Source organism: Blastococcus sp. KM273128 (assembly GCF_021698975.1).
In the GTDB taxonomy this organism is placed as follows: Bacteria; Actinomycetota; Actinomycetes; order Mycobacteriales; family Geodermatophilaceae; genus Blastococcus.
In genome coordinates, this window is record NZ_SSXA01000027.1 from 24665 (window position 1) to 44997 (window position 20333).

The window sequence follows — 20333 nt, forward strand, 5'->3', positions numbered from 1 at the left end:
GGCCCGCTGCGGTCGCCGCCCGCCACGCCGAGGAGCTGCCATGACGACCACCGGTCCGCGCCCTCCGACGCCCACGCTCGAGCAGGTGGCCGCGCTCGCCGGGGTCTCGCGCGCCACGGTGTCGCGGGTCATCAACGACTCACCGCGGGTCAGCCCGGAGGCCCGGGACGCCGTCCACGCCGCCGTCGAGGCGCTGCGCTACGTGCCCAACCGGATGGCCCGCAGCCTCGTCACCCGGCGCACCGACACGATCGCCCTGGTCCTCTCCGAGTCGAACACCCAGATCTTCGCCGACCCGTTCTTCGCCCGGATCGTGCGCGGGCTGTCGGCCCGGCTGGCCGACACCGAGCTCAACCTGGTCCTCCTGGCCGCCCGGGGCCGCCGGGAGCAGGAGAAGGTGGCCCGGTACGTCCAGCAGGGGCACGTCGACGGCGTCATCCTCATCTCCCTGCACCGCGACGACCTGCTGCCCGACCTGCTCGCCCGCTCCCCCGTGCCGCTGGTGCTCTCCGGGCGCCCCTTCGACGGCCGGCCGGTGCCCTACGTCGACGCCGACAACGTGGGCGGGGCGGTGGCCGCCACCAGCCACCTGCTGCAGCTGGGGCGCTCCCGGATCGGCACCGTCGCGGGCCCGCTGGACATGGTGGCCGGCCTCGACCGGCTGGCCGGGTACCGGGCCGCCCTGGCCGCCGCCGGGGTGCCGGCCCGCCCGGAGCTGGTCGCCGAGGGCGACTTCACCGAGGCCGGAGGCGCCCGGGCGATGGCCCGGCTGCTCGGCGACGTGCCCGACCTCGACGCCGTCTTCGTCGCCTCCGACCCCATGGCGGTCGGCGCGCTGCGGGTGCTGCGGGCGGCCGGGCGGCGGGTGCCCGAGGACGTCGCGGTGGTGGGCTTCGACGACGCGGAGGTCGCCGCCACCTGCGACCCGCCGCTCACCACCGTGGCCCAGCCGCTGGACGAGATGACCGGTGGGCTGGTCGACCTGCTGCTGGAGCGGATCGGCTCGGGCGGCGCGCCGGCCGCCGGGTCCCGCGTCTGCGGCACCGCCCTGGTCCGCCGCGCCTCGGCCTAGCCGCGCAGCGCCTGCAGGGCCATCTGCGCGTAGAGGGCGACCCCGGCCGGCAGCGGCTCCTCGTCGAACACGACCAGGTTGGAGTGGTTCGGCGGGGCCGTGGCCGGGTCCACCCCGTGCGGGCGGGCGCCGAGCCACGCCATCACGCCGGGCACCCGCTGCAGCACGTAGGAGAAGTCCTCGGCGCCCATGAGCGGCGCCGGCATCAGCACGGCCGCCTCCGGGCCCAGGAGCTCGGCCGCCGTCGTTAGCACGTGCGCGGCCATGCCGGGGTCGTTCATCGTCACCGGGTAGCCCTCGATGTGCTCCCAGTGCAGCTCCATCCCGTGCGCGGCGGCGACGTGCGTGGCCACCCGCTGCACCGAGGCGACGACGTCGGCCCGCCGCTGCGCCGAGAGCGTCCGGATCGTCCCCTCCAGGAAGGCGGTGTCGGGGATGACGTTGTTCGTGCTGCCCGCCTCGATGTGCGCGACGGTCACGACCGCGGGGTCGAAGACGTCGACGCGGCGGGTGACCATCGACTGCAGGGCGAGCACGATCTCGGCCGCGACCGGGACCGGATCGGCCGCGGCGTGCGGCTCGGAGGCGTGCCCCCCGCGCCCGCGGAGCGTCATGCGCCACTGGTCGGCCGCGGCCATCACCGGCCCCGGCCGCAGGTTCACCGTGCCGCTGGGCAGCGTCGAGGAGACGTGCAGCGCGAACGCACCGCTCACCGGCGCCTCCGGGACGGCGTCGAGCAGGCCCTCCTCCAGCATGTAGCGGGCCCCGTGGAAGCCCTCCTCCCCCGGCTGCACCATGAAGACCACCTGGCCGGCGAGCTCCTCGCGGCGGTCGGCGAGCAGCCGGGCCGCGCCGACCAGCATCGCGACGTGGGTGTCGTGCCCGCAGGCGTGCATCACCCCGGGCACCTCCGAGGCGAACGGCAGGGCGCTGTCCTCCTGCACCGGCAGGGCGTCCATGTCGCCGCGGAGCAGGAAGGTCGGCCCCGGCCGGGCGCCGCGCAGCACGCCGACGACCGAGGTGGTCGTGCTGCCGGTGGTCACCTCGAGCGGCAGCTCGGCGAACGCCTCCAGCACCGCCGCCTGCGTCCTGGGCAGGTGCAACCCCACCTCCGGGTGCCGGTGCAGCCGCCGGCGCAGCTCGATGGTGCGGTCGGCGTCGGAGTACGCGGCGGCGAGGACCTCGGCGGGGCTGGTCGGCATGCCCCCACTCTGGCCCACCGGTGCCCGGTGCCGCCCGGTCAGCCCGCCCAGCTCGGCCGGCCGGCGTCGAGCTGCCAGACCAGCACGGTGGCCGACCCGGGGGCACGCACCGGGCCGTCGCCGTGCGGCCGCACGCCGTCGTCGTCGGCGAGGAGCACCAGCCCGGCGGGCGGCACGACCTCCTCCCCCGGCGCGGCGCGCCGCACCCACAGCCGCGCGTCCGCCCGCGCCAGGTCGACCCAGCCGCCGGGCGACCGGTGGACCGCGTGCGCCGCGGGCTCACCCGGCGCGGCGCTGCGCAGGTAGCACTGCAGCACCCGGGCACCCCGGCCACCGGCCACCTCGTCGTGGGCGAGCCCCGCTCCCGCACGCAGCACGGCGACGTCGCCGGCGGCCAGGTCGGCGCCGGCGCCCCACCGGTGGTGCAGCTCCCCGGCCAGGACGACGGCGACGACGTCGACGGCGCGGTGGTCGTGCCGCCCGTAGCCCTGACCGGGCCCGAGCCGGTCGTCGGCGAGCCGCAGCAGCGGGCCCAGCGAGCCGTCCCCGGGGTCGAGCACCACCCGGGAGACCGGGCCCTCCCCGCCCCCGGCGGGGGCACCGGTCGGGGGAACGTCCACGGGCCCACTCTCCCCGATCCCGGTCGGCGTGACACGCTGACCCGGTGAGCCGGGTGAGCAACCACCCGCCGAGCGACGCGACGCTCCGGCGGCTGGAGCGCGCGTCGGGGTCGTTGGCCACGCAGGCCGTCGCCCGCATGGACGACGAGCTCCCCTGGTTCCGCGCGATGCCGGCCGACCAGCGTTCCTGGGTGACCCTCGTGGCCCAGGCGGGGATCGCCTCGCTGGTCGAGTGGTGCCGCAACCCGGGCCGGCCCCCGCGGCTGACCGGCGAGGTGTTCGGCGCGGCACCCCGCGAGCTGGTCCGGGTCGTCGCGCTCAAGCAGACCGTCGACCTGATCAAGGTCACCGTCGAGGTGATGGAGGAGCGGGTCGCCTCCGTCGCCGAGCCCGGGGACGAGCAGACGCTGCGGCTGGCGGTGCTGCAGTTCAGCCGCGAGGTCGCGTTCGCCACCGCGCACGTCTACGCGAGCTTCGCGGAGAGCCGGGGCGCGTGGGACGCCCGCCTGGAGGCCCTGGTGGTCGACGCGCTGGTCCGCGGCGAGCGCTCCGAGGAGCTCTCCGGCCGGGCCGCGGCGCTGGGCTGGGCCGCGGGCACGCCGGCGGTCGTGGTGGTCGGCGCGACGCCGACCGGGGCCGCCGACCCCCACGGCGGCGTGCGCCGGGCCGCCCGCTCGCTCGGCTGCGACGTGCTGGTCGGGGTGCACGCCGACCAGCTGGTCGTCGTCCTGGGCGGCACCGGCGACCTGGAGGCGGCCGCGGAGCGGGTCGCGGACGAGTGCGGGGAGGGCCCCGTGGTCACCGGCCCGGTCGTCGACGGGCTGGGGCGGGCGGCCCACTCCGCCGCGGCTGCGCTGGCCGGCCTCCGGGCGGCGGGCGCGTGGCCCGAGGCGCCGCGCCCCGTCGCCGCCGACGCCCTGCTGGCCGAGCGCGCCCTCGCCGGCGACCCGCTGGCCCGCACCGCTCTGCACGACCAGGTCGCCGCGCCGCTGCGCTCGGCCGGCGGCGGCGTGCTCGAGACCGTGCGGGCCGTGCTGAGCACCGGCGGCAACCTCGAGGCGAGCGCCCGGGCGATCTTCGTGCACCCGAACACGGTGCGCTACCGGTTGCGCCGGGCGGCCGAGCTGACCGGGCTGTCGGCGACCGATCCGCGGGGCAGCTGGACCCTCCAGGTGGCCCTCGCGCTCGCCGCGCTGGACCGCGACCGCTCCCTCTGGCACTGACCCGGACGTCCGGTTCCCACCACGGATCGGCGCATCGACGCCCCGAACGCCCGCGGTATCTGTAGGAACCCCACAAAGATCAGCGGTGTGCTTTCGTGCCCGGTCGCCGCGCGCGGAACCGGTGACCACTGGCACGGTGAGCAGGTGCTCGCCGTCCTCGCCCCGGGTCAGGGTGCGCAGAAGCCCGGGATGCTGACCGACTGGCTCGACCTCCCCGGCGCCGAACCGTTCTTCCGCTGGGCCGGGGCGATCGCCGGTGCCGATCTGCTCGAGCTGGGCACCACCGGCGACGCCGAGGCGATCAAGGACACCGCGGTCACCCAGCCGCTCGTCGTCGCGATGAGCCTGTTCGTCGCCCGGGAGCTCGGCGGGCTGCCCGGCCCGGTGGCGCACACCCCGCACACCGGGCGCGACGTCGTCATCACCGGGCACAGCGTCGGCGAGCTCACCGCCGCGGCGCTGGCCGGCGTGCTGAGCGTCGAGGCGGCGATCGCGCTGACCGCCGTCCGCGGCCGGGCCATGGCCGCCGCCTGCGCGCAGACCCCCACCGGCATGTCCGCCGTCCTGGGCGGGGAGCCCGACGAGGTGCTCGCCGCCCTGGAGCGGCACGGGCTCACCCCGGCCAACATGAACGGCGGCGGCCAGGTCGTCGCCGCCGGCCCCCTCGACGGGCTGGCCGCGCTCAAGGCCGAGCCGCCGGCCAAGGCGCGGATCATGCCGCTGCCGGTGGCCGGCGCCTTCCACACCGCCTACATGGCCCCGGCCCGCGAGGAGCTCGAGGGCCTCGTCGGCGGCCTGCGCCCGGCCGACCCGAGCCGGCTGCTGCTCTCCAACGCCGACGGCGCGGCCGTCGACTCCGGCACCGAGGTCCTGGCCCGCCTGGTCAGCCAGGTCACCAGCCCCGTCCGCTTCGACTCGTGCCTGGCGACGATGCGCGAGCTCGGCGTCACCGCCGTCATCGAGCTGCCGCCGGCCGGGGCGCTGGCCGGGCTGGCCAAGCGGGAGTGGAAGGGGTCCGGCATCGAGGTGCTCGCCGTCAGCACGCCCGCCGACCTCGACCGCGCCCGCGAGCTCATCGACGCCGAGCGCGGCCGCAGCGAGGCCGAGCACCTGCCCGACTGGCGCATGGTGGTCGCCCCCGCCCGCGGGACGGTCAGCCCCGCGGAGATCGCCGAGGGCACCCACCTCCCTGCCGGCACCCCGCTCGGCTGCATCCGCGGCCGCCGCGAGGAGGTCAACGTCTCCGCCGGCTACGACGGCGTGCTGGCCGAGTGGCTGGTGCACGACGGGGACCTCGTCGACGCCGGCGACCCCATCGCCCGGCTCTACCCGGAGGTGACCGCGTGACCACGCTCAAGCTCGACCAGGGCGCCCCGGGCGCCCGGATCCTCGGGTTCGGCAGCTACCGCCCCCGTCGACGGGTCACCAACGACGAGCTCGCCCAGCGAATGGAGACCAACGACGAGTGGATCCAGGCGCGGGTCGGCATCGCCGAGCGCCGGTGGGCCGAGCCCGACGAGACGCTCGTGGAGATGTCGGTGGCGGCGGGCGGCAAGGCGCTGGCGGCCAGCGGCCTGGACGCCGGCGACATCGACCTGGTGCTGCTGGCGACGACCAGCCCGCCCAAGGCCATCCCCGGCCTCGCCCCGCGCATCGCCCACCAGCTCGGGGTGCCGCGCCCCGGCGCCTTCGACGTCAACGCCGGCTGCGCCGGCTGGTGCTACGCGCTCAGCGCCGCCTCCGACGCGATCCGCAGCGGCACCGCCCGCAACGCCCTGGTCATCGGCGGGGAGCGGCTCACCGACTACACCAACCTCGACGACCGGGCGACCGCGGTGATCTTCGCCGACGGCGCCGGCGCGGCGGTCGTCACCGCCTCCGACGAGCCGGCCATCGGCCCGGCGGTGTGGGGCAGCGACGGCGACCTGCACGAGGCGATCGCCATCCCCCCGGACGAGACGGGCATGAGCATGGCCGGCCAGGCGGTCTACCGCTGGGCGACGACGAAGCTCACCGACACGCTGGTCGAGGCCATGCGCCGGGCCGGCGTCGGTCCCGAGGACATCGACGTGTTCGCGCCGCACCAGGCCAACCTGCGGATCATCGAGCTGATGGCCAAGCGGCTGAAGCTGCCGGAGCGGACCGTCATCGCCCGCGACATCGTGCGCTCGGGCAACACGTCGTCGGCGTCGGTCCCGCTGGCCCTGGCCGCCCTGCTGGAGAGCGGCGAGGCCAGGAGCGGCGACCTCGCCCTCCTGCTCGGGTACGGAGCGGGCCTGACCTTCGCCGGGCAGGTCGTCGTGCTGCCGTGACCCCTCCGGCCGGGAGCGCCGCCGCTCCCCCCAGTACCCCGGGACACCCGTCCCGGACGTCGACGGCGTCCCCGCCCGGGGCCGCCGTCCCATCCGAGAGAGAGGACCCCGCGTTGGCCAGCACCCAGGAGATCCAGGCCGGACTTGCCGAGATCCTGGAGGAGGTGGCGGGCGTGACCCCCGCCGACGCCACTCCGGAGAAGTCCTTCACCGAGGACCTCGACGTCGACTCCCTGTCGATGGTCGAGATCGCGACCGCCGTCGAGGACAAGTTCGGCGTCGCCATCCCGGACGACCAGCTCGCCAACATCAAGACCGTCGGCGACGCCATCAGCTTCATCGAGAGCAACCAGTAAGAGGACATCCCGCCCCACCACTCGCACGCCCGCGGCGGGGCCCTGCAGGGGCCCCGCCGCGAGCACCCGCACGAGGAGAGATCCCATGAGCCCGTCCACCACCGACGTCGTCGTCACCGGCCTCGGGGCCACCACGCCCCTCGGCGGGGACGTGGCCGGCACCTGGGACGCGCTGCTCGCCGGCCGCTCGGGCGTCAGCCGGATCACCGAGGAGTGGGCGCAGGAGTTCCCGGCCCAGCTGGTCGCGCGCCTGGCCGCCGACCCGGTCGGGCAGCTGGACCGGGTGCGGGCCCGGCGCCTGGACCGCAGCCAGCAGGTGGCGGTCGTCGCCGCCGAGCAGGCCTGGGCCGAGTCCGGCGCGGCGGGTTCCGGCGTCGCCCCCGAGCGCATCGCCGTCGTCATCGGGACCGGCATCGGCGGCGCGCTGACGCTGCTCGGGCAGGACGACGTGCTGGAGGAGAAGGGCCCCAAGCGGGTCTCGCCGTTCACCATCCCGATGCTCATGCCCAACGGGCCGGCCGCCGCCGTCGGCCTGGCCGTCGGCGCCAAGGGCGGCGTGCACGCCCCGGTGAGCGCCTGTGCCTCCGGCGCGGAGGCGATCCGCTGGGGCCTGGACCTGCTGCGCCTCGACCGCGCGGACGTCGTGCTCGTCGGCGGCGCCGAGGCGTGCGTCCACCCGCTGCCGATGGCCGGCTTCGCCGCCATGCGCGCCATGTCCACCCGCAACGACGAGCCCGAGCGCGCCTCCCGCCCGTTCGACAAGGGCCGCGACGGCTTCGTGCTCGGCGAGGGCGCGGCCGCGCTGGTGCTGGAGCGCGCGGACTCCGCCGCCGCCCGCGGTGCCCGGGTGCACGCCCGGCTCGCCGGCGCCGGGGCGACCGCCGACGGCTACGACCTGGTCGCCCCGCACCCCGAGGGCGAGGGCGCCGGCCGCGCGATCACCGCCGCGCTGCGCGACGCCGGGCTCTCCCCCACCGACATCGGGCACGTCAACGCGCACGCGACCTCCACCCCGGTGGGCGACACCGCCGAGGCCGCGGCGATCCGCTCGTCGCTGGGCGAGCACGTGCTCGTGACCGCCACCAAGAGCCAGACCGGGCACCTGCTCGGCGCCGCCGGGGCGCTGGAGTCGGTGTTCACGATCCTCGCGCTGCGCGAGCAGGTCGTCCCGGCGACGGCGAACCTCGACGACCCCGACGACGACGCCGCCGTCCAGGCCCTCGACATCGTGCGCCGCGAGCCGCGCAAGGCCCAGCTCACCGCGGCGGTCAACGACTCGTTCGGTTTCGGCGGACACAACATCGCGCTCGTGTTCACCACCGCCTGAAGCACGACCCCGCCCCCCACCCCTCGCAGGCTCGGGCGAGCCTCCGGACGGGGCCACACGACCCGGAGGTACCCGTGACGACAGTGCAGGCCGCGCCCACCGTGACAGCGCCCGACCCCCGCGACCCGGAGGACCGGCTCCGGCGGTTCTTCGACGCGGGCTCGGTGCAGCTGCTCGGCACGCGCGACACCTCCGGGGTGCTGGCCGCCCGCGGCACGGTGCAGGGCAGCCCCGCCATCGCCTTCTGCACCGACGCCACGGTGATGGGCGGGGCGATGGGCGTCGACGGCTGCCGGCACATCGTCGACGCGATCGACGCCGCCCTGCGCGAGCGGGTGCCGGTCATCGGCATCTGGCACTCCGGCGGGGCGCGGCTGGCCGAGGGTGTCACCGCCCTGCACGCCGTCGGCGAGGTGTTCGCGGCCATGGTGCGGGCCTCCGGGCGCATCCCGCAGATCTCGGTGGTGCTCGGCCCGGCCGCCGGCGGTGCGGCCTACGGCCCGGCGCTGACCGACCTGGTGGTCATGGGCCCGGCCGGCCGCGTGTTCGTCACCGGGCCGGAGGTGGTCCGCTCGGTCACCGGCGAGAACGTCGACATGGAGAGCCTGGGCGGGCCGGACACCCACGGGCGGCGCAGCGGCGTCGTGCACGTGGTCACCGACTCCGAGCCCGCCGCGCTGGAGACCGCCCGGCTGGCCGTCGACCTGCTCGCCGCCCAGGGCGGCTTCGCCCCGGCCGGCGACCAGCCCGGCACCGACCTCGCGGCCCTGCTGCCCGCGCAGACCAACCGGGCCTACGACGTCAAGCCGCTGGTCTCCTCGCTGCTCGACGAGCCGGGGCTCGAGCTGCACCCGCGGTTCGCGCCCAACGTGGTCACCACGCTGGGCCGGCTGGCCGGGCGCACCGTCGGCGTCATCGCCAACAACCCGCTGCGGCTCGGCGGCTGCCTGGACTCGGCGTCCGCGGAGAAGGCGGCGCGGTTCGTGCGGATGTGCGACGCCTTCGGCGTGCCGCTGGTCGTGCTGGTCGACGTGCCCGGCTACCTCCCCGGCGTCGGCCAGGAGTGGGACGGCGTCGTCCGCCGCGGCGCCAAGCTGCTGCACGCCTTCGCCGAGGCGGTGGTCCCGCGCGTGACGCTGGTGACCCGCAAGTCCTACGGCGGTGCCTACATCGCGATGAACTCCCGCTCGCTGGGCGCCACCGCCGTCTTCGCCTGGCCCGGCGCCGAGGTCGCCGTCATGGGCGCCAAGGCGGCCGTCGGCATCCTGCACCGCAAGAAGCTGGCCGCGGCCCCTTCCGGCGAGCGCGAGGCGCTGCACGCCCAGCTGGCCGAGGAGCACGAGCGGATCGCCGGCGGGGTGAACCGGGCGCTGCAGATCGGCGTCGTCGACGAGGTGGTGGAGCCGGTGCGCACCCGGCAGCGGCTGGTCGAGGCCCTCGCGGCCGCCCCGCACGGTCGCGGGGCCCACGGCAACATCCCGCTCTGACGTGGGAAGGCCGTCCCGGCGCCGCTTCCCCGACGGCGCCCGGACGGCCCGCTCCAGGCTACGACGACCTCCCGGCCCAGGCGGGGGTGTCGTGCTCCGATCGTGACCTTCAGACCACCTGGTGCAGCCAGGTCACCGGGCTGCCGTCGCCGGCGTGCCGGTACACCTCGAGGTCGGCGTCCCAGGCCGCGCCGAGGAGTTCGTCGACCCCGTGGCGGAACGCCTCGATCGAGCTCGCCGTGGCGGCCAGGTGGCGCAGCTGCTGCTCGGTGACGATGAGGTCGCCGTTGGCGCTGGTGGGCGCGCGGAAGACCCCGTGACCCGGCACGTACGACATGCGCTCGCCGTCGTTGCCGTGGCTGGCCTCCTCGGTGACCTCGAAGCGCAGCATCGGCCACGCGCGGAGGGCAGCGACGAGCTTGGCGCCGGTTCCAGGCGAACCCGTCCACGCCACTTCGGCACGGTAGGCACCGTGCGCCGCGGGCTGCTCAGCCCACGACAGGGAGACCGGCGCGCCGACGACGCGTTCCAGCGCCCACTCGACGTGCTGGCAGAGCGCCTTCGGGCACGAGTGCACGAAGACGACACCCTGGGTTGACCGTCGCTGCACCGGGCACCTCCATCGACTCGATCGGTCTCGTCTTCCCCTACGGACCCATCGATTCGGTGACGCGCCGTTATCGGCAGTGGCGGAGCAGGGCTCCCGCGACAAGTTTGCACGATGGTGACCCGATCGCGCCAGCCCGGGTGCGACTCCTGGGACTAATGTGGCGATCGTCCGCCCGGCTGGCGCCTTGTCGCTGGTCAGCGAGCCATACCATCTGACGTCGTGCTGGTCCAGCGGTGTCAGCGTATTCACAGCAACCGGCACCCCGTGGACGCCGCACCGGTCCGGATCGATCCGGAACCGCCCAGGTGCCTGAAGACGTCCGGTGACGCTCCGTCACGAGATGTCCGGACCGTGGCGAGCGGGCGCGAGCGCGCGACCAGCGCATCCGGTCGCCCGGGCGTTCACCCTGCGTCGCCCCTGGGCCACGCGGCGTTGACGAACCCGCCTCAGGCGTCCAGCACGCCCACGCGGTCGCCGCCGCCGCTCTTCGCCCGGTACATGGCGACGTCGGCCCGGTGCAGGAGGTCCTCGACGTCGTGCCCCGGCTCGACCTCGGCCAGCCCGACGCTCGCGGTGACGCGGTGGCGCCGCCCGGCGAGCGCGACGGCGGCCCGCAGCCGGTCGGCGAGCAGCGCGGGCGGGGAGCCGCCGGTCACGTCGGCCAGCACGGCGAACTCGTCGCCGCCCAGCCGGGCCACGGTGTCGGTCTCGCGGACCGCGCTGCCGAGCGCCGCCCCGACCGCGACGAGGAGGGCGTCACCGGCTGCGTGGCCGTCGGTGTCGTTGACCGCCTTGAAGCCGTCGAGGTCGACCAGGCAGACCACCGTCCGGCGCCCCCGCCCCGCGGTCGCCACCGCGGCGGCGAGCCGCTCCAGGAACAGCCGGCGGTTGGGGATGCCGGTGAGCGGGTCGGTGGAGGCGAGCACCTCCTGCGTGCGGATCAGCAGCGACTGCCGGTCGTGGGCGGCCCAGGAGTTGGCCGACGACATCGCGCAGACGATCGTGAACACACCCATGACGGCGAGGAAGAACATGCCGTTGGTGGTCGCTCCCGGCAGGACGATGAAGAACAGGTAGCCGGCCATCACCGCGCTGCCCATAACCACCACGCCCGCCGGCGGGTACGCCGCGGCCATGAAGGTCAGGGCGAGGAAGAGCAGCGCGTCCAGCGGGCTCGCGGCCCCGCCGTCCAGGCGGGTGGCGACGACGACCACGACGACGGTGGCGAGCGTCCACCCGTAGAAGAGGGTCGGCCCGCGCCAGTCGCGCATCATCGCCGGCAGCGGGAGCAGCAGGACCGCCGGAGCGGCCAGCGCCACGGCGGCGGCGAGCACGACCAGGGACACGTGCCCACCGGCCGGCCCCTCGGCGAGCAGTGCGTAGCCGATACCCACCAGCGCCGAGAGCTCCGTGACCAGCACGCCCATGCGCACGTGCCGGACCCAGAAGGCGACGCGGCCGTCGTCGGCGGCCAGGGGCCGGTACAGCCCGGAGAGGGCGCGGCCCAGCGCGGCGCGCCGGTGCCGCTGCGCCCGGCGGTCCCGCACCGCTGCTCCGCTCACCTGCTGGCGATCGGCCGCCGCCACCCGATGCTTGACGCCGCGCTCACCCCGGCGGGTGACCGGTGCCACGGGAGGCGATGCCTGCCCGGGCAGGCCGACGGGTAGGGGCCACGGCGTGGGCGCACACCAGGGCATGGCCGAGGCGGGGCGGGAGGCCGTCTCCGGGATGGTGCTGGAGGCGTGGGACGCCTTCCTCGCGCAGGCGGGGTCGGTGGACCTGGACCGCCCCTCGCGCCTGCCGGGGTGGCGGGCGCACGAGATCTGCGTGCACCTGGGGTGCTGGGACGACCACGCCGCCCTGACCGACCTGATCGCCTCGGCGCGCTCCGGCGGGGCGGGGACGCCACCGGACCCCGACGCGGTCAACGCCCGGGTCGTCGCCGCCCACCGCGACGCCTCCCGCGAGGAGGTGCTGGCCGGGCTGCGCCGCAACCGCGAGGCCACCGCGCGCTACCTCGCCGACGAGCCCGTGGAGCTGGACACCGCGCCGGCGGTCTCCGTGGTGGGCCGCCTGCCGCTGCTCAGCGTCGTCCTGGGGCAGGCCTACGAGCTCGCCGTCCACGGGCTGGACCTGGTCTCCTGCGGCGCGGAGCCGCCGCCCGCCGGCGTGCTGCGGTCCGGGCTGGCCGCGCTGACCGACGTCACGGGCGCGCTCGCCGCCTCGAGCGGCATCTCCGGGCGGGTCAGCCTGGTCACCCCCGACGGCGGGTGGGGGTTCACCTCCGCCGGTGGGGGCTGGCAGGTGCGCCGGGTGCCCGCGGGGGTCGTGGACGGGCCGGCGGTCGAGGCCGCGGCGGACCTCCTGCTCGACGCCGCGTCGGGCCGGGTCAACCCCGTCCCCGCGGCGGCCCGGCGCCGGCTGAAGGTGCACGACGTGCCCGGGCTGCTGCAGCTGGCCCCGATCGTGCAGCAGGTGCCGGGCATCCCCGGCGGGCCGATCCTGCAGCTGGCCGCCCGCACCGTCGGGGGCGCCGGCGGGGTGCTCGGCCGGCTGTTCGGCCGGGGCTAGGTGGCGCTCCCGCGGGCGAGCCGCGCCCCCCGCCCGCGGGACCACCAGGCGGCCCCGGCCGCGACCACGAGCAGCCCGACCACGACGACGGGGACGACGAGGGAGGTGCTCAGGTGCGCCACCAGCACCCCGGCCGAGGCGCCGACGCCCACCTGCAGCACCGTGCTGGGGAGCAGCCCCACGGCGGTGGCCGCGGCGAACGGGCCCGGCCGGACGCCGGCGGCACCAGCCCCGTAGTTGACGGCGACGAAGGGCACGACCGGCACCAGCCGGCTGACCAGCACCGCGACGAAGGTGCGGCCGCCGGCCAGCCGGTCCAGGCGCGGCCCGACCAGCCGGCCGACCGCCGGGCGTCCCAGCCAGCGGGCCAGCCCGAAGGCGAGGACGGCGGCGAGCACCCCTCCGGCGAAGGAGACCGCCAGCCCCGCGGCGAAGCCCAGCACCGCGCCGAGCAGGGCCGAGACCACCGACCGAGGCACCGGCGCGAGCAGGACCAGCGCCACGGCGCCCACCAGCACCGGCCAGGCGGCGGCGCCGGCACCGGCCACCACCGCCCGCAGGTGCTCCGCGGACGGCAGGTCCAGCGTCAGCGCCGCCACCCCGCCGCCGAGCAGCAGGGCGCCGAGCGCCGCTGCCCGCAGCCAGGTCCGATCCGCCGTCCGCACGCCCCGATACTGCCCGAGGGCGAGCGCCGGACCGGTCAGCTGCAGCTACCGCCCAGGGAGATGCCGCGCTGCGCCAGCCACGAGACCGGGTTGGCCCGGTCGGCGTAGAGGCCACCGCGGTGGGTCTCGAAGTGCAGGTGCGGCCCGGTGGACTGGCCGCGGTTGCCGACCTCGGCGATCTGCTGCCCGCCGCTGACCACCTGGCCCGGCGACACGAAGAACTGGTTCACGTGGCCGTAGACGGTGATGACGCCGTCGGGGTGCTGGATCGCGACGGCGAGCCCGAAGCCGCTGGCCGGCCCCGCCTGCAGCACGACGCCCGGCTCCGGCGCGTAGATCGGGGTGCCGATCGGCGCGGCGATGTCGATGCCGAGGTGCATCGTGCCCCAGCGCGCGCCGTAGCAGGAGGTCACCCGTCCCTGGGTGAGCGCGGCGCCGCCGCCACCCGGGGCGGCCGCCACCGTCATGACCGCCGCCTGCTCGGCCGCCTGGGCCTCGTCGTACGCGCGGGCGGCGTCCTCGGCGCCCTTCACCTCGAGCAGCCGGATCTCGGCGTCGCGGAGCTGCTGGTCGAGCCCGGCCTTCTCCGCCGTGAGGGCGTCGAACTCGGCCTGCGCCTCGACGAGCAGCCGGTCGGCCTCGACCTGGGCCTGCTGCGCCTCCCGCGCCAGGGCGTCGCGCTCGGCGACGGCGTCCTTGGCCTCCTGGTCCAGCCGCGCCTCGCGCGCCTCGGCGACCCGCAGCTCCTCGAGCACCCGGGCGCGGTCCTGGCCGAGGAGGTCCAGCGTCGCCGCCTGCTGCAGCAGCTCACCCGGCCCCTCGGCGTGGAGGACCATCTCGATCTCGGTGAACGCCTCGTCGGTGCCCATGTAGGCCTCCCGGCCCAGGGCCGCGACGTCGTCCTGGGTGCGCCCGACGGCCTCCCGGATGGCGGCGAGCTCGGCGGCGACCGCATCGGCGTGCTGCCGGGCGCGGTCCAGCTCGGCCTGCGTGGCCAGGACGGCGCCGCTGGCCTCCTCGGCCCGCAGCGTCATCTGCTGCAGCCGCTCCTCGGCCTCGCGGACGCGCTGCTCGAGCGTCTGCACCTCGGCCGCGACGCGGTCGTGCTCGCTCTGGGCCGCGCTGGGGGCCGCGGAGGAGGCCGGCGCGCCGAGCAGGGACAGCGACAGGAGAGCGGTGAGGGCGATGGCCGCCCGGCCGGCTGCCCGGCGTGGGCGCCGCAGGGCGCCCGTCAGGTGGTGCGTGGTCGCCAAGGCGACGTTCTCCGTTCCTCGGTCCGCCTACCAGGTCAGCTGACGGGTTCGGGCCGGAACGTGCCCTACCTGCCTGCCCGTGGAGGCGCAGGCGGGATTCACCCCAGAAACATGGGTCCCCGGTCCCCGCGGCGGTCAGACCGCAGAGTTCGGCGGGGCCCGCCCGAGCCCCCGGGTTCGGGAGCGGGATCGGGTGGGCCGCGAGAGACGGTACAAGCCGAACCTGCAGATGTCACAGGGAGGTAACGGACCATCTCGGTCCGCCACTCGGGCACCGGGTCGTGCCGCGGGTACCGCGGTGCCGTCTGGCAGGCTGGTACGTCCGGGGCCGGTAGCTCAGCAGGTCAGAGCATGGGACTCATAAAACCTAGTCACTTCCCCGCGTCGGGTGCATTCCACGCTCAGCGCGCCGCCGAGGACATCGCGGCGGTGGTCACCCCCGACCCGCCATAGATCACACCGTTCCTCCAGCGTGGCGGCCTGGCGGAGTCACACGCCGGTGAGCGGCGGCCTCACCCGGTGCGGCGCCGGCAACCCGTTGACATGCGACGTCGCAGTAGAGGGAATCCGCTCAGGACGACCGTGCGGGCGTCGTCCTGCAACTGCTCCGCCGAGTGGTCCGGCACGCGGCGCATCAGCCGCCGCACGGTCTCCGGCGCCGCGGTGCCCGGCCGAGGCGCGGCCCGTGCCCAGGGGTACGCGAGAGGGGTCGCGGGTCGGCCTACTGCCCCACGATGGACAGAGCTGGCGGTTCGGCCGGCACAGGGGGCTGCGGGGTCAGCGCCCCGGGAACGAGGTCCAGCGCGGCGAGCATGCGTGCGGTCTCGACGAAGTCGGTCACCGGTGCGGCATCCATGTCGTTGCGCCAGGCGATCGCCAGGGACGACGGTGGTAGCCCGTCGACGGGGATGAACGTCAGTCCAGGGCGGTCGTAGAAGCGCTGTGTCGAGGCCTGGGTGAAGGCGACCCCGCGACCGGACAGGATGGCCTCGAAGCACTCGTCGACGCTGCCCACGTCTGCGCCGAGCCTGACGGCGTGGGCGCCCCGGCTGTCGGTGGCCAGCCAGAAGTCCCGCCAGTACTCCGGGGCCCGGCGGGCGACGAAGGCCTCGTCGAGGACCTCCTCCACGCTGACCTTGGGCCGGCCGGCCAGCGGTAAGTCGGCCGAGGTGACGAGCAGGCGCGGCTCGACGAAGAGCGTCTCGATGCTGAGCCAGTCGTGCACGAGCAGCGGCGGCCGGACGAAGGCGACGTCGACGCTGCCGTTGGCCAGCCCGACGTAGGGGTCGGCGAAGTCGTGGGAACGCATCTCGACCAGGACCCGGGGGTGCCGGGTCTGGAATGCGGTGAGGATCTTGGGAGTCAGCTCGGCGGCGGCGTTGGCCTGGAACCCGACGACGAGGGTGCCGCGCACGCCGCGCGAGGCCTCCCGGGTCGCGGCGACCAGCCGGTCGGCGCCGGTGAGCAGGCGGTGGGCTTCCTCCAGCAGCACCTTGCCCACGGCGGTGAGTTCGACGTGGCGGCTGGTGCGGTCCAGGAGACGCGCGCCCAGGGAGTGCTCGAGCTTGCGGATCTGCACGCTGAGGGAGGGCTGGGCGATGTGCAGACGCGCCGCGGCGCGACCGAAGTGCAGTTCCTCGGCCACAGCGACGAAGTACCGGAGTGACCGCAGCTCGGGGGTGTCCGGCATCACCCGAAGGTAGGCCCTGGCCCACGCGAAGACCAATAGAACGTGGCTATCGCTCGGTAGGGAGCAGGTATTGGACGTGTGGGCGGCGTCACCGTCTGATGGTGACGCCCGCCACGGGGACCCCCGGGCTGGTCACCCCGTACCCCTCCGAGAGGACTCAACGATGAGTGCGCCCACCCGCGCTCCGTCGGCCGAAGAATGGGCCGCGGCCTTCACCGACGCCAGCAACACCGACCCCGAGATCCAGGCGCACGGCAAGTACTTCACCTGCTCCTACCTCCTGGACGCCACGGAGCGCACCTACGTGATCCAGGTGGAGTCCGGCAAGGTCACCCACGTCACCGTGGATCCGGGCCCGCTCGACGTCCCCTACCAGTTCGCTATCCGTGCCTCGGCCGAGACCTGGCGCGGGTTCGGCGAGGAGACCCCCGCCGCCATGTTCCACGGCATCTGGGCGGCCAGCTTCCAGCGCGACATGAAGCTCGAAGGCGACGTCCTGGTCCTCATGCAGAACCTGCGCTGCATCACCCGCCAGGTCGAGCTCCTGCGCGTCGTCGGCTCCCCGGTCTGAGGAAGGAAATTCCCATGAGCAACAGCAAGATCTCGCCCGTCACCGGTCACTACGTGAGCGTCGACGTCGACGGCCTCGAGTACAAGGTCTTCTACCTGGAGAACGGGACCGGCCAGCCCATCCTGTGCCAGCACACCGCGGGCTGCCACAACCACCAGTGGCGCGGCCTGTTGGAGGACGAGGAGATCACCGCCAACTACCGGGTCATCGCCTACGACCTGCCCCGCCACGGCAAGTCCGACCCCCCGGAGAACACCGAGTGGTGGAAGGAGGAGTACCAGCTCTCCGCCGAGCACTACTCCAACTTCATCATCGCCCTGGCCGACGCCCTCGAGCTGGAGAACCCCATCTTCATGGGCTCCTCGTTCGGCGGGAACGTGGCCCTGCAGCTGGCCCTGCGCCGGCCCGACCGGTTCGCCGGCGTCCTGAGCGTCGAGGGCGCCGACTACTCCCCCGGCTTCTACCTGGACTGGTGGCAGCACCCGCACGCCAACGCCGCCCAGGTCTGCGCCAGTGGCACCTGGGACCTCATGGCCCCCCAGTCCCCCGAGGCCGACCGCTGGAAGACCTGGTTCTACTACACCCAGGGATCCGAGGCCTTCAAGGGCGACCTGCACTTTTACTCCGTCGACCACGACCTGCGCGGCAGGCTCGGCGAGATCGACGGCGAGAAGTGCCCGGTGGTGATGATGACCGGCGAGTACGACTACCTCACCACCCCCGAGGACAGCGAGCGCACCGCCAACGCCATCACCAACGGATCCTTCATCTACATGCCCGCGATCGGGCACTTCCCGATGAGTGAGAACCACGCGGTGTTCCGCACCTACCTGATCCAGGCGCTGGAGCTGCTGCAGGCCAAGCGCGAGAAGCCGGCCGCCGCTCTCGCCTGACCGCGTGCCGCGGCCGAACATCGAAGGGACCCCGCAGTGCAGCAGGCAACGACCCCCATCCGTGTCGCCGGCGCCCCGGTACTGGGTGAGGAGACCAGACCGGTGACCCGCCCGGACGGCGGTGACCCCGTCGGTCACGTGACCGTCGCCGAGCCCGGACACGTCGAGGCCTCCGTGGCCGCCGCACACGAGGTCGCACCGCAGTTCGCGGGCCTCCCCGCCCACCGCCGGGCCGACGCCCTCGCCCACGTCTCCCGCCGGCTGACCGAGTCCCGCGAGGAGCTGGCCGCCGTCATTGTCGCGGAAGGCGGCAAGCCTATCCGGTGGGCCCGCGCCGAGGTCGACCGGGCTGCGGCGACCTTCCGGCTGGCCGGGGAAGAGGCCCGCCGCTGGGTCGGTGACCTCCAACGGCTGGACACCGACCCCTCCGGGGAAGGACGCATCGCCCTCAACCGGCGCGTCAGCCGCGGACCCGTCCTGGGCATCACCCCGTTCAACTTTCCGCTCAACCTGGTCGCCCACAAGGTCGCCCCCGCCCTCGCCGTCGGGGCCCCCATCGTGCTCAAGCCCGCCCCAGCCACACCGTTGTCGGCCCTGTTCCTGGGGGACCTGCTCGCCGAGACCGACCTCCCGGCCGGGTCGTGGTCGATCCTCACCGTGCCCAACGAACGAATGGACCCGCTGGTCACAGACCCGCGGCTGCCCGTGGTGTCCTTCACCGGCTCCGGCCCCGTCGGCTGGGGCATCCGCGACCTGGTGCCCCGCAAGCACGTCACACTCGAGCTCGGCGGCAACGCCGCGGTCATCGTCTGCGCCGACTGGAACACCCCCGCCGACCTGTTGCACGCCGCCCAGCGCATCGCCGCGTTCGGCGTCGGCCAAGCCGGCCAGTCCTGCATCTCCGTGCAGCGGGTCATCGCCGACCGCAGCGTCTTCGACCAGCTGCGCGACCTGGTCGTCGCCGAGGTAGAGGCGCAGGTGCTCGGTGATCCCGAGGACGAGGAGACCACCCTGGGCCCTATGATCGACGAACGGGCCGCCCAGCGAGCGCACAGCTGGATCACCGAGGCCACCGATGCTGGCGCGCGCGTGCTCACCGGCGGTGGGCGCGACCACGCCCGCCTGCAGCCCACCGTGCTCATCGACGTGCCCCTCGGCGCCCGTGTCGACCGCGACGAGGTGTTCGCCCCTGTGCTGTCACTGCGGGCCGTGGACGGACTCGATGCTGCCTTCGCCGCGGTCAACGACTCCGACTTCGGGCTACAGGTCGGCGTGTTCACCCGCGACATCGCCACCGCCTTCCGCGCACACCGAGAGCTCGAAGTCGGAGGCGTCATCGTGGGCGACGTGCCCAGCTACCGCGCCGACCAGATGCCCTACGGCGGCACGAAGGGCTCGGGCATCGGACGTGAAGGCGTCCGCTTCGCGATGGAGGACCTCACCTTCGACCGCGCGCTCGTCCTCACCGGCGTGGATCTGTAGCGACGACCCGAGCGCGGCGCCACCACGACTGTCGACCCCGCCCTGCCCGGGACCGCGTGCCTCGACCTCACCCCGGGCGGTGAAGCAGGGCGCACCGAGCCTGCATCTACACGCCTGCAGCCCGATGGAGGTGGTGAACGGCGCCGCCCGCATGGGGGTCTCCGTGCCCGCTGACCAAGGGCAAGCTGCCCACCGCCCAGTGGGTCGAGGTCATCCAGGCTGGCCACCGGCTCGACTCTGGGCGTCGTCAGGTGCTTGCCGGCGGGGTCAACGACATCGACGGCACGCTCATGGAGAAGACGATCTCCCGGATGGTCGGCTCCGAGCACGGCTCCGCCAAGAGCCCCCAGGAACTGGCCGAACTCGCCATGGGTGCCGGCCGGCCGGTGCGCCAACGGACCATGACCTACGGCTCCGTGCCCGAGGAGCGTGCCGCCGCGACCGCCCGCGGAGGAGCGCAGCGACGGTCCCTCGTGGTGCTCCCCCGGTGAAGGACATCCGTGAACCTGCGACCCGTCAGCCAGACGCGCGCGTGACACAGTTCGCTGCGTCAAACGCGAGACGGCCAACGGCTCCGGCTATCCTGAGCGCGGAAATGACACAGCTATGACACGGAGTCCCTTGTGTCAAACCGGCCCTATCATCCGCTGTTTGCAGGAGGCAACAGCCGTCTGAACTGGGAAAACAGTAGTTCGGGGCGGTAGCTCAGCCGGTCAGAGCATGGGACTCATAATCCCTGGGTCGTGGGTTCGAGCCCCACCCGCCCCACCGACATACGTGCAGGTAAACGGCCTGGTGTGTGATCGTCGATCTTGACGGTATGGCTCCGTGCCCACACGGTGCCCACACTACGTACCGTGACGTCTGGTGACAGAGGCCTGGTGGGCGCGTCCACGCGTTCGGGACTGCTGCACGGATAGGTGACATCTGATCTGTGGTGCCGAGAGGTGCCGCTGGAAGGATGTTCACCGTGCCCAAGCCCTACCCCAAGGAGTTCCG

Annotated in this window: 19 protein-coding genes, 1 tRNA gene and 1 riboswitch; of the genes, 13 read left to right on the plus strand and 7 right to left on the minus strand. The window is 74.7% G+C overall.

Going from position 1 to position 20333, the window contains the following annotated elements; all coding sequences use genetic code 11:
• Positions 1-40 precede the first annotated feature (40 nt).
• The gene (locus E9529_RS10270) at positions 41-1072 is read left to right on the plus strand and encodes a LacI family DNA-binding transcriptional regulator (protein WP_236831056.1); all 1032 of its coding nucleotides are present in this window, start codon (positions 41-43) and stop codon (positions 1070-1072) included.
• Here E9529_RS10270 and E9529_RS10275 read toward each other — a convergent pair.
• Together E9529_RS10275 and E9529_RS10280 are read right to left on the minus strand one after the other, a co-directional pair.
• On the minus strand, positions 1069-2274 hold the full coding sequence (locus E9529_RS10275; protein ID WP_236831057.1) for a M20 family metallopeptidase: 1206 nt from the start codon (positions 2272-2274) through the stop codon (positions 1069-1071). The genes E9529_RS10270 and E9529_RS10275 overlap by 4 nt on opposite strands.
• A gap of 38 nt (positions 2275-2312) precedes the next feature.
• Positions 2313-2894 (minus strand): pirin family protein, encoded by a 582-nt coding sequence (locus tag E9529_RS10280; RefSeq protein WP_236831058.1) that lies wholly within the window; start codon positions 2892-2894, stop codon positions 2313-2315.
• 44 nt (positions 2895-2938) lie between these two features.
• On the opposite strand from E9529_RS10280, the gene E9529_RS10285 reads away from it, so the two are divergent.
• The 6 genes from E9529_RS10285 to E9529_RS10310 all read left to right on the plus strand — a co-directional run bounded on the left by E9529_RS10285 (position 2939) and on the right by E9529_RS10310 (position 9599).
• Positions 2939-4117, plus strand: a complete 1179-nt coding sequence (locus E9529_RS10285; protein WP_236831059.1) for a CdaR family transcriptional regulator — start codon at positions 2939-2941, stop codon at positions 4115-4117.
• An 87-nt stretch (positions 4118-4204) separates the two neighbouring features.
• On the plus strand, positions 4205-5464 hold the full coding sequence (locus E9529_RS10290; protein ID WP_236831060.1) for an acyltransferase domain-containing protein: 1260 nt from the start codon (positions 4205-4207) through the stop codon (positions 5462-5464).
• Complete coding sequence (locus E9529_RS10295) at positions 5461-6429, plus strand: beta-ketoacyl-ACP synthase III (protein WP_236831061.1); 969 nt, start codon at positions 5461-5463, stop codon at positions 6427-6429. Before E9529_RS10290 ends, E9529_RS10295 begins: the two co-directional genes overlap by 4 nt.
• A gap of 113 nt (positions 6430-6542) precedes the next feature.
• The gene (locus E9529_RS10300; RefSeq protein WP_091934614.1) at positions 6543-6785 is read left to right on the plus strand and encodes an acyl carrier protein; all 243 of its coding nucleotides are present in this window, start codon (positions 6543-6545) and stop codon (positions 6783-6785) included.
• Positions 6786-6870: 85 nt separating this feature from the next.
• The gene (locus tag E9529_RS10305) at positions 6871-8112 is read left to right on the plus strand and encodes a beta-ketoacyl synthase (RefSeq protein ID WP_236831062.1); all 1242 of its coding nucleotides are present in this window, start codon (positions 6871-6873) and stop codon (positions 8110-8112) included.
• A gap of 74 nt (positions 8113-8186) precedes the next feature.
• Complete coding sequence (locus E9529_RS10310) at positions 8187-9599, plus strand: carboxyl transferase domain-containing protein (protein WP_236831063.1); 1413 nt, start codon at positions 8187-8189, stop codon at positions 9597-9599.
• Between the two features lie 109 nt (positions 9600-9708).
• Here E9529_RS10310 and E9529_RS10315 read toward each other — a convergent pair whose 3' ends face one another.
• The gene (locus E9529_RS10315) at positions 9709-10209 is read right to left on the minus strand and encodes a DUF3145 domain-containing protein (RefSeq protein ID WP_236831064.1); all 501 of its coding nucleotides are present in this window, start codon (positions 10207-10209) and stop codon (positions 9709-9711) included.
• Positions 10210-10655: 446 nt separating this feature from the next.
• Positions 10656-11771, minus strand: a complete 1116-nt coding sequence (locus tag E9529_RS22700; RefSeq protein WP_236831065.1) for a diguanylate cyclase — start codon at positions 11769-11771, stop codon at positions 10656-10658.
• A 115-nt stretch (positions 11772-11886) separates the two neighbouring features.
• Here E9529_RS22700 and E9529_RS10325 point away from each other — a divergent pair, with 115 nt between their 5' ends.
• Positions 11887-12780, plus strand: a complete 894-nt coding sequence (locus E9529_RS10325) for a maleylpyruvate isomerase N-terminal domain-containing protein (RefSeq protein ID WP_236831066.1) — start codon at positions 11887-11889, stop codon at positions 12778-12780.
• On the opposite strand, the gene E9529_RS10330 is transcribed toward E9529_RS10325, so the two are convergent.
• From E9529_RS10330 to E9529_RS10340, 3 genes are all read right to left on the minus strand, one after another.
• Complete coding sequence (locus tag E9529_RS10330) at positions 12777-13445, minus strand: TVP38/TMEM64 family protein (RefSeq protein WP_236831067.1); 669 nt, start codon at positions 13443-13445, stop codon at positions 12777-12779. The genes E9529_RS10325 and E9529_RS10330 overlap by 4 nt on opposite strands.
• 35 nt (positions 13446-13480) lie before the next feature.
• The gene (locus E9529_RS10335) at positions 13481-14698 is read right to left on the minus strand and encodes a M23 family metallopeptidase (protein ID WP_236831068.1); all 1218 of its coding nucleotides are present in this window, start codon (positions 14696-14698) and stop codon (positions 13481-13483) included.
• Positions 14699-14705: 7 nt separating this feature from the next.
• A riboswitch (cyclic di-AMP (ydaO/yuaA leader) is annotated at positions 14706-14863 on the minus strand.
• 556 nt (positions 14864-15419) lie between these two features.
• On the minus strand, positions 15420-16388 hold the full coding sequence (locus E9529_RS10340; protein ID WP_236831069.1) for a LysR family transcriptional regulator: 969 nt from the start codon (positions 16386-16388) through the stop codon (positions 15420-15422).
• 163 nt (positions 16389-16551) lie between these two features.
• Between E9529_RS10340 and E9529_RS10345 the strand changes: the two genes are divergently transcribed.
• The 5 genes from E9529_RS10345 (at position 16552) to E9529_RS10365 (ending at position 20102) form a co-directional block, all read left to right on the plus strand.
• Positions 16552-16959, plus strand: coding sequence for a hypothetical protein (locus E9529_RS10345; RefSeq protein WP_236831070.1), 408 nt, complete (start codon positions 16552-16554; stop codon positions 16957-16959).
• 14 nt (positions 16960-16973) lie between these two features.
• The gene (locus E9529_RS10350; RefSeq protein WP_236831071.1) at positions 16974-17852 is read left to right on the plus strand and encodes an alpha/beta fold hydrolase; all 879 of its coding nucleotides are present in this window, start codon (positions 16974-16976) and stop codon (positions 17850-17852) included.
• Between the two features lie 102 nt (positions 17853-17954).
• Positions 17955-19334 (plus strand): aldehyde dehydrogenase family protein, encoded by a 1380-nt coding sequence (locus E9529_RS10355; protein WP_236831072.1) that lies wholly within the window; start codon positions 17955-17957, stop codon positions 19332-19334.
• 251 nt (positions 19335-19585) lie between these two features.
• The gene (locus E9529_RS10360) at positions 19586-19825 is read left to right on the plus strand and encodes a hypothetical protein (RefSeq protein ID WP_236831073.1); all 240 of its coding nucleotides are present in this window, start codon (positions 19586-19588) and stop codon (positions 19823-19825) included.
• A 203-nt stretch (positions 19826-20028) separates the two neighbouring features.
• Positions 20029-20102: transfer RNA gene (locus E9529_RS10365), tRNA-Ile, on the plus strand.
• The last annotated feature ends 231 nt before the right edge of the window (positions 20103-20333 follow it).

Coding starts and splice junctions, on each gene's coding strand:
- E9529_RS10270 (WP_236831056.1), top strand. CDS start 41: ATGACGACCACCGGTCCGCGCCCTCCGACGCCCACGCTCGAGCAGGTG.
- E9529_RS10275 (WP_236831057.1), bottom strand. CDS start 2,274: ATGCCGACCAGCCCCGCCGAGGTCCTCGCCGCCGCGTACTCCGACGCC.
- E9529_RS10305 (WP_236831062.1), top strand. CDS start 6,871: ATGAGCCCGTCCACCACCGACGTCGTCGTCACCGGCCTCGGGGCCACC.
- E9529_RS10340 (WP_236831069.1), bottom strand. CDS start 16,388: ATGCCGGACACCCCCGAGCTGCGGTCACTCCGGTACTTCGTCGCTGTG.
- E9529_RS10345 (WP_236831070.1), top strand. CDS start 16,552: ATGAGTGCGCCCACCCGCGCTCCGTCGGCCGAAGAATGGGCCGCGGCC.
- E9529_RS10350 (WP_236831071.1), top strand. CDS start 16,974: ATGAGCAACAGCAAGATCTCGCCCGTCACCGGTCACTACGTGAGCGTC.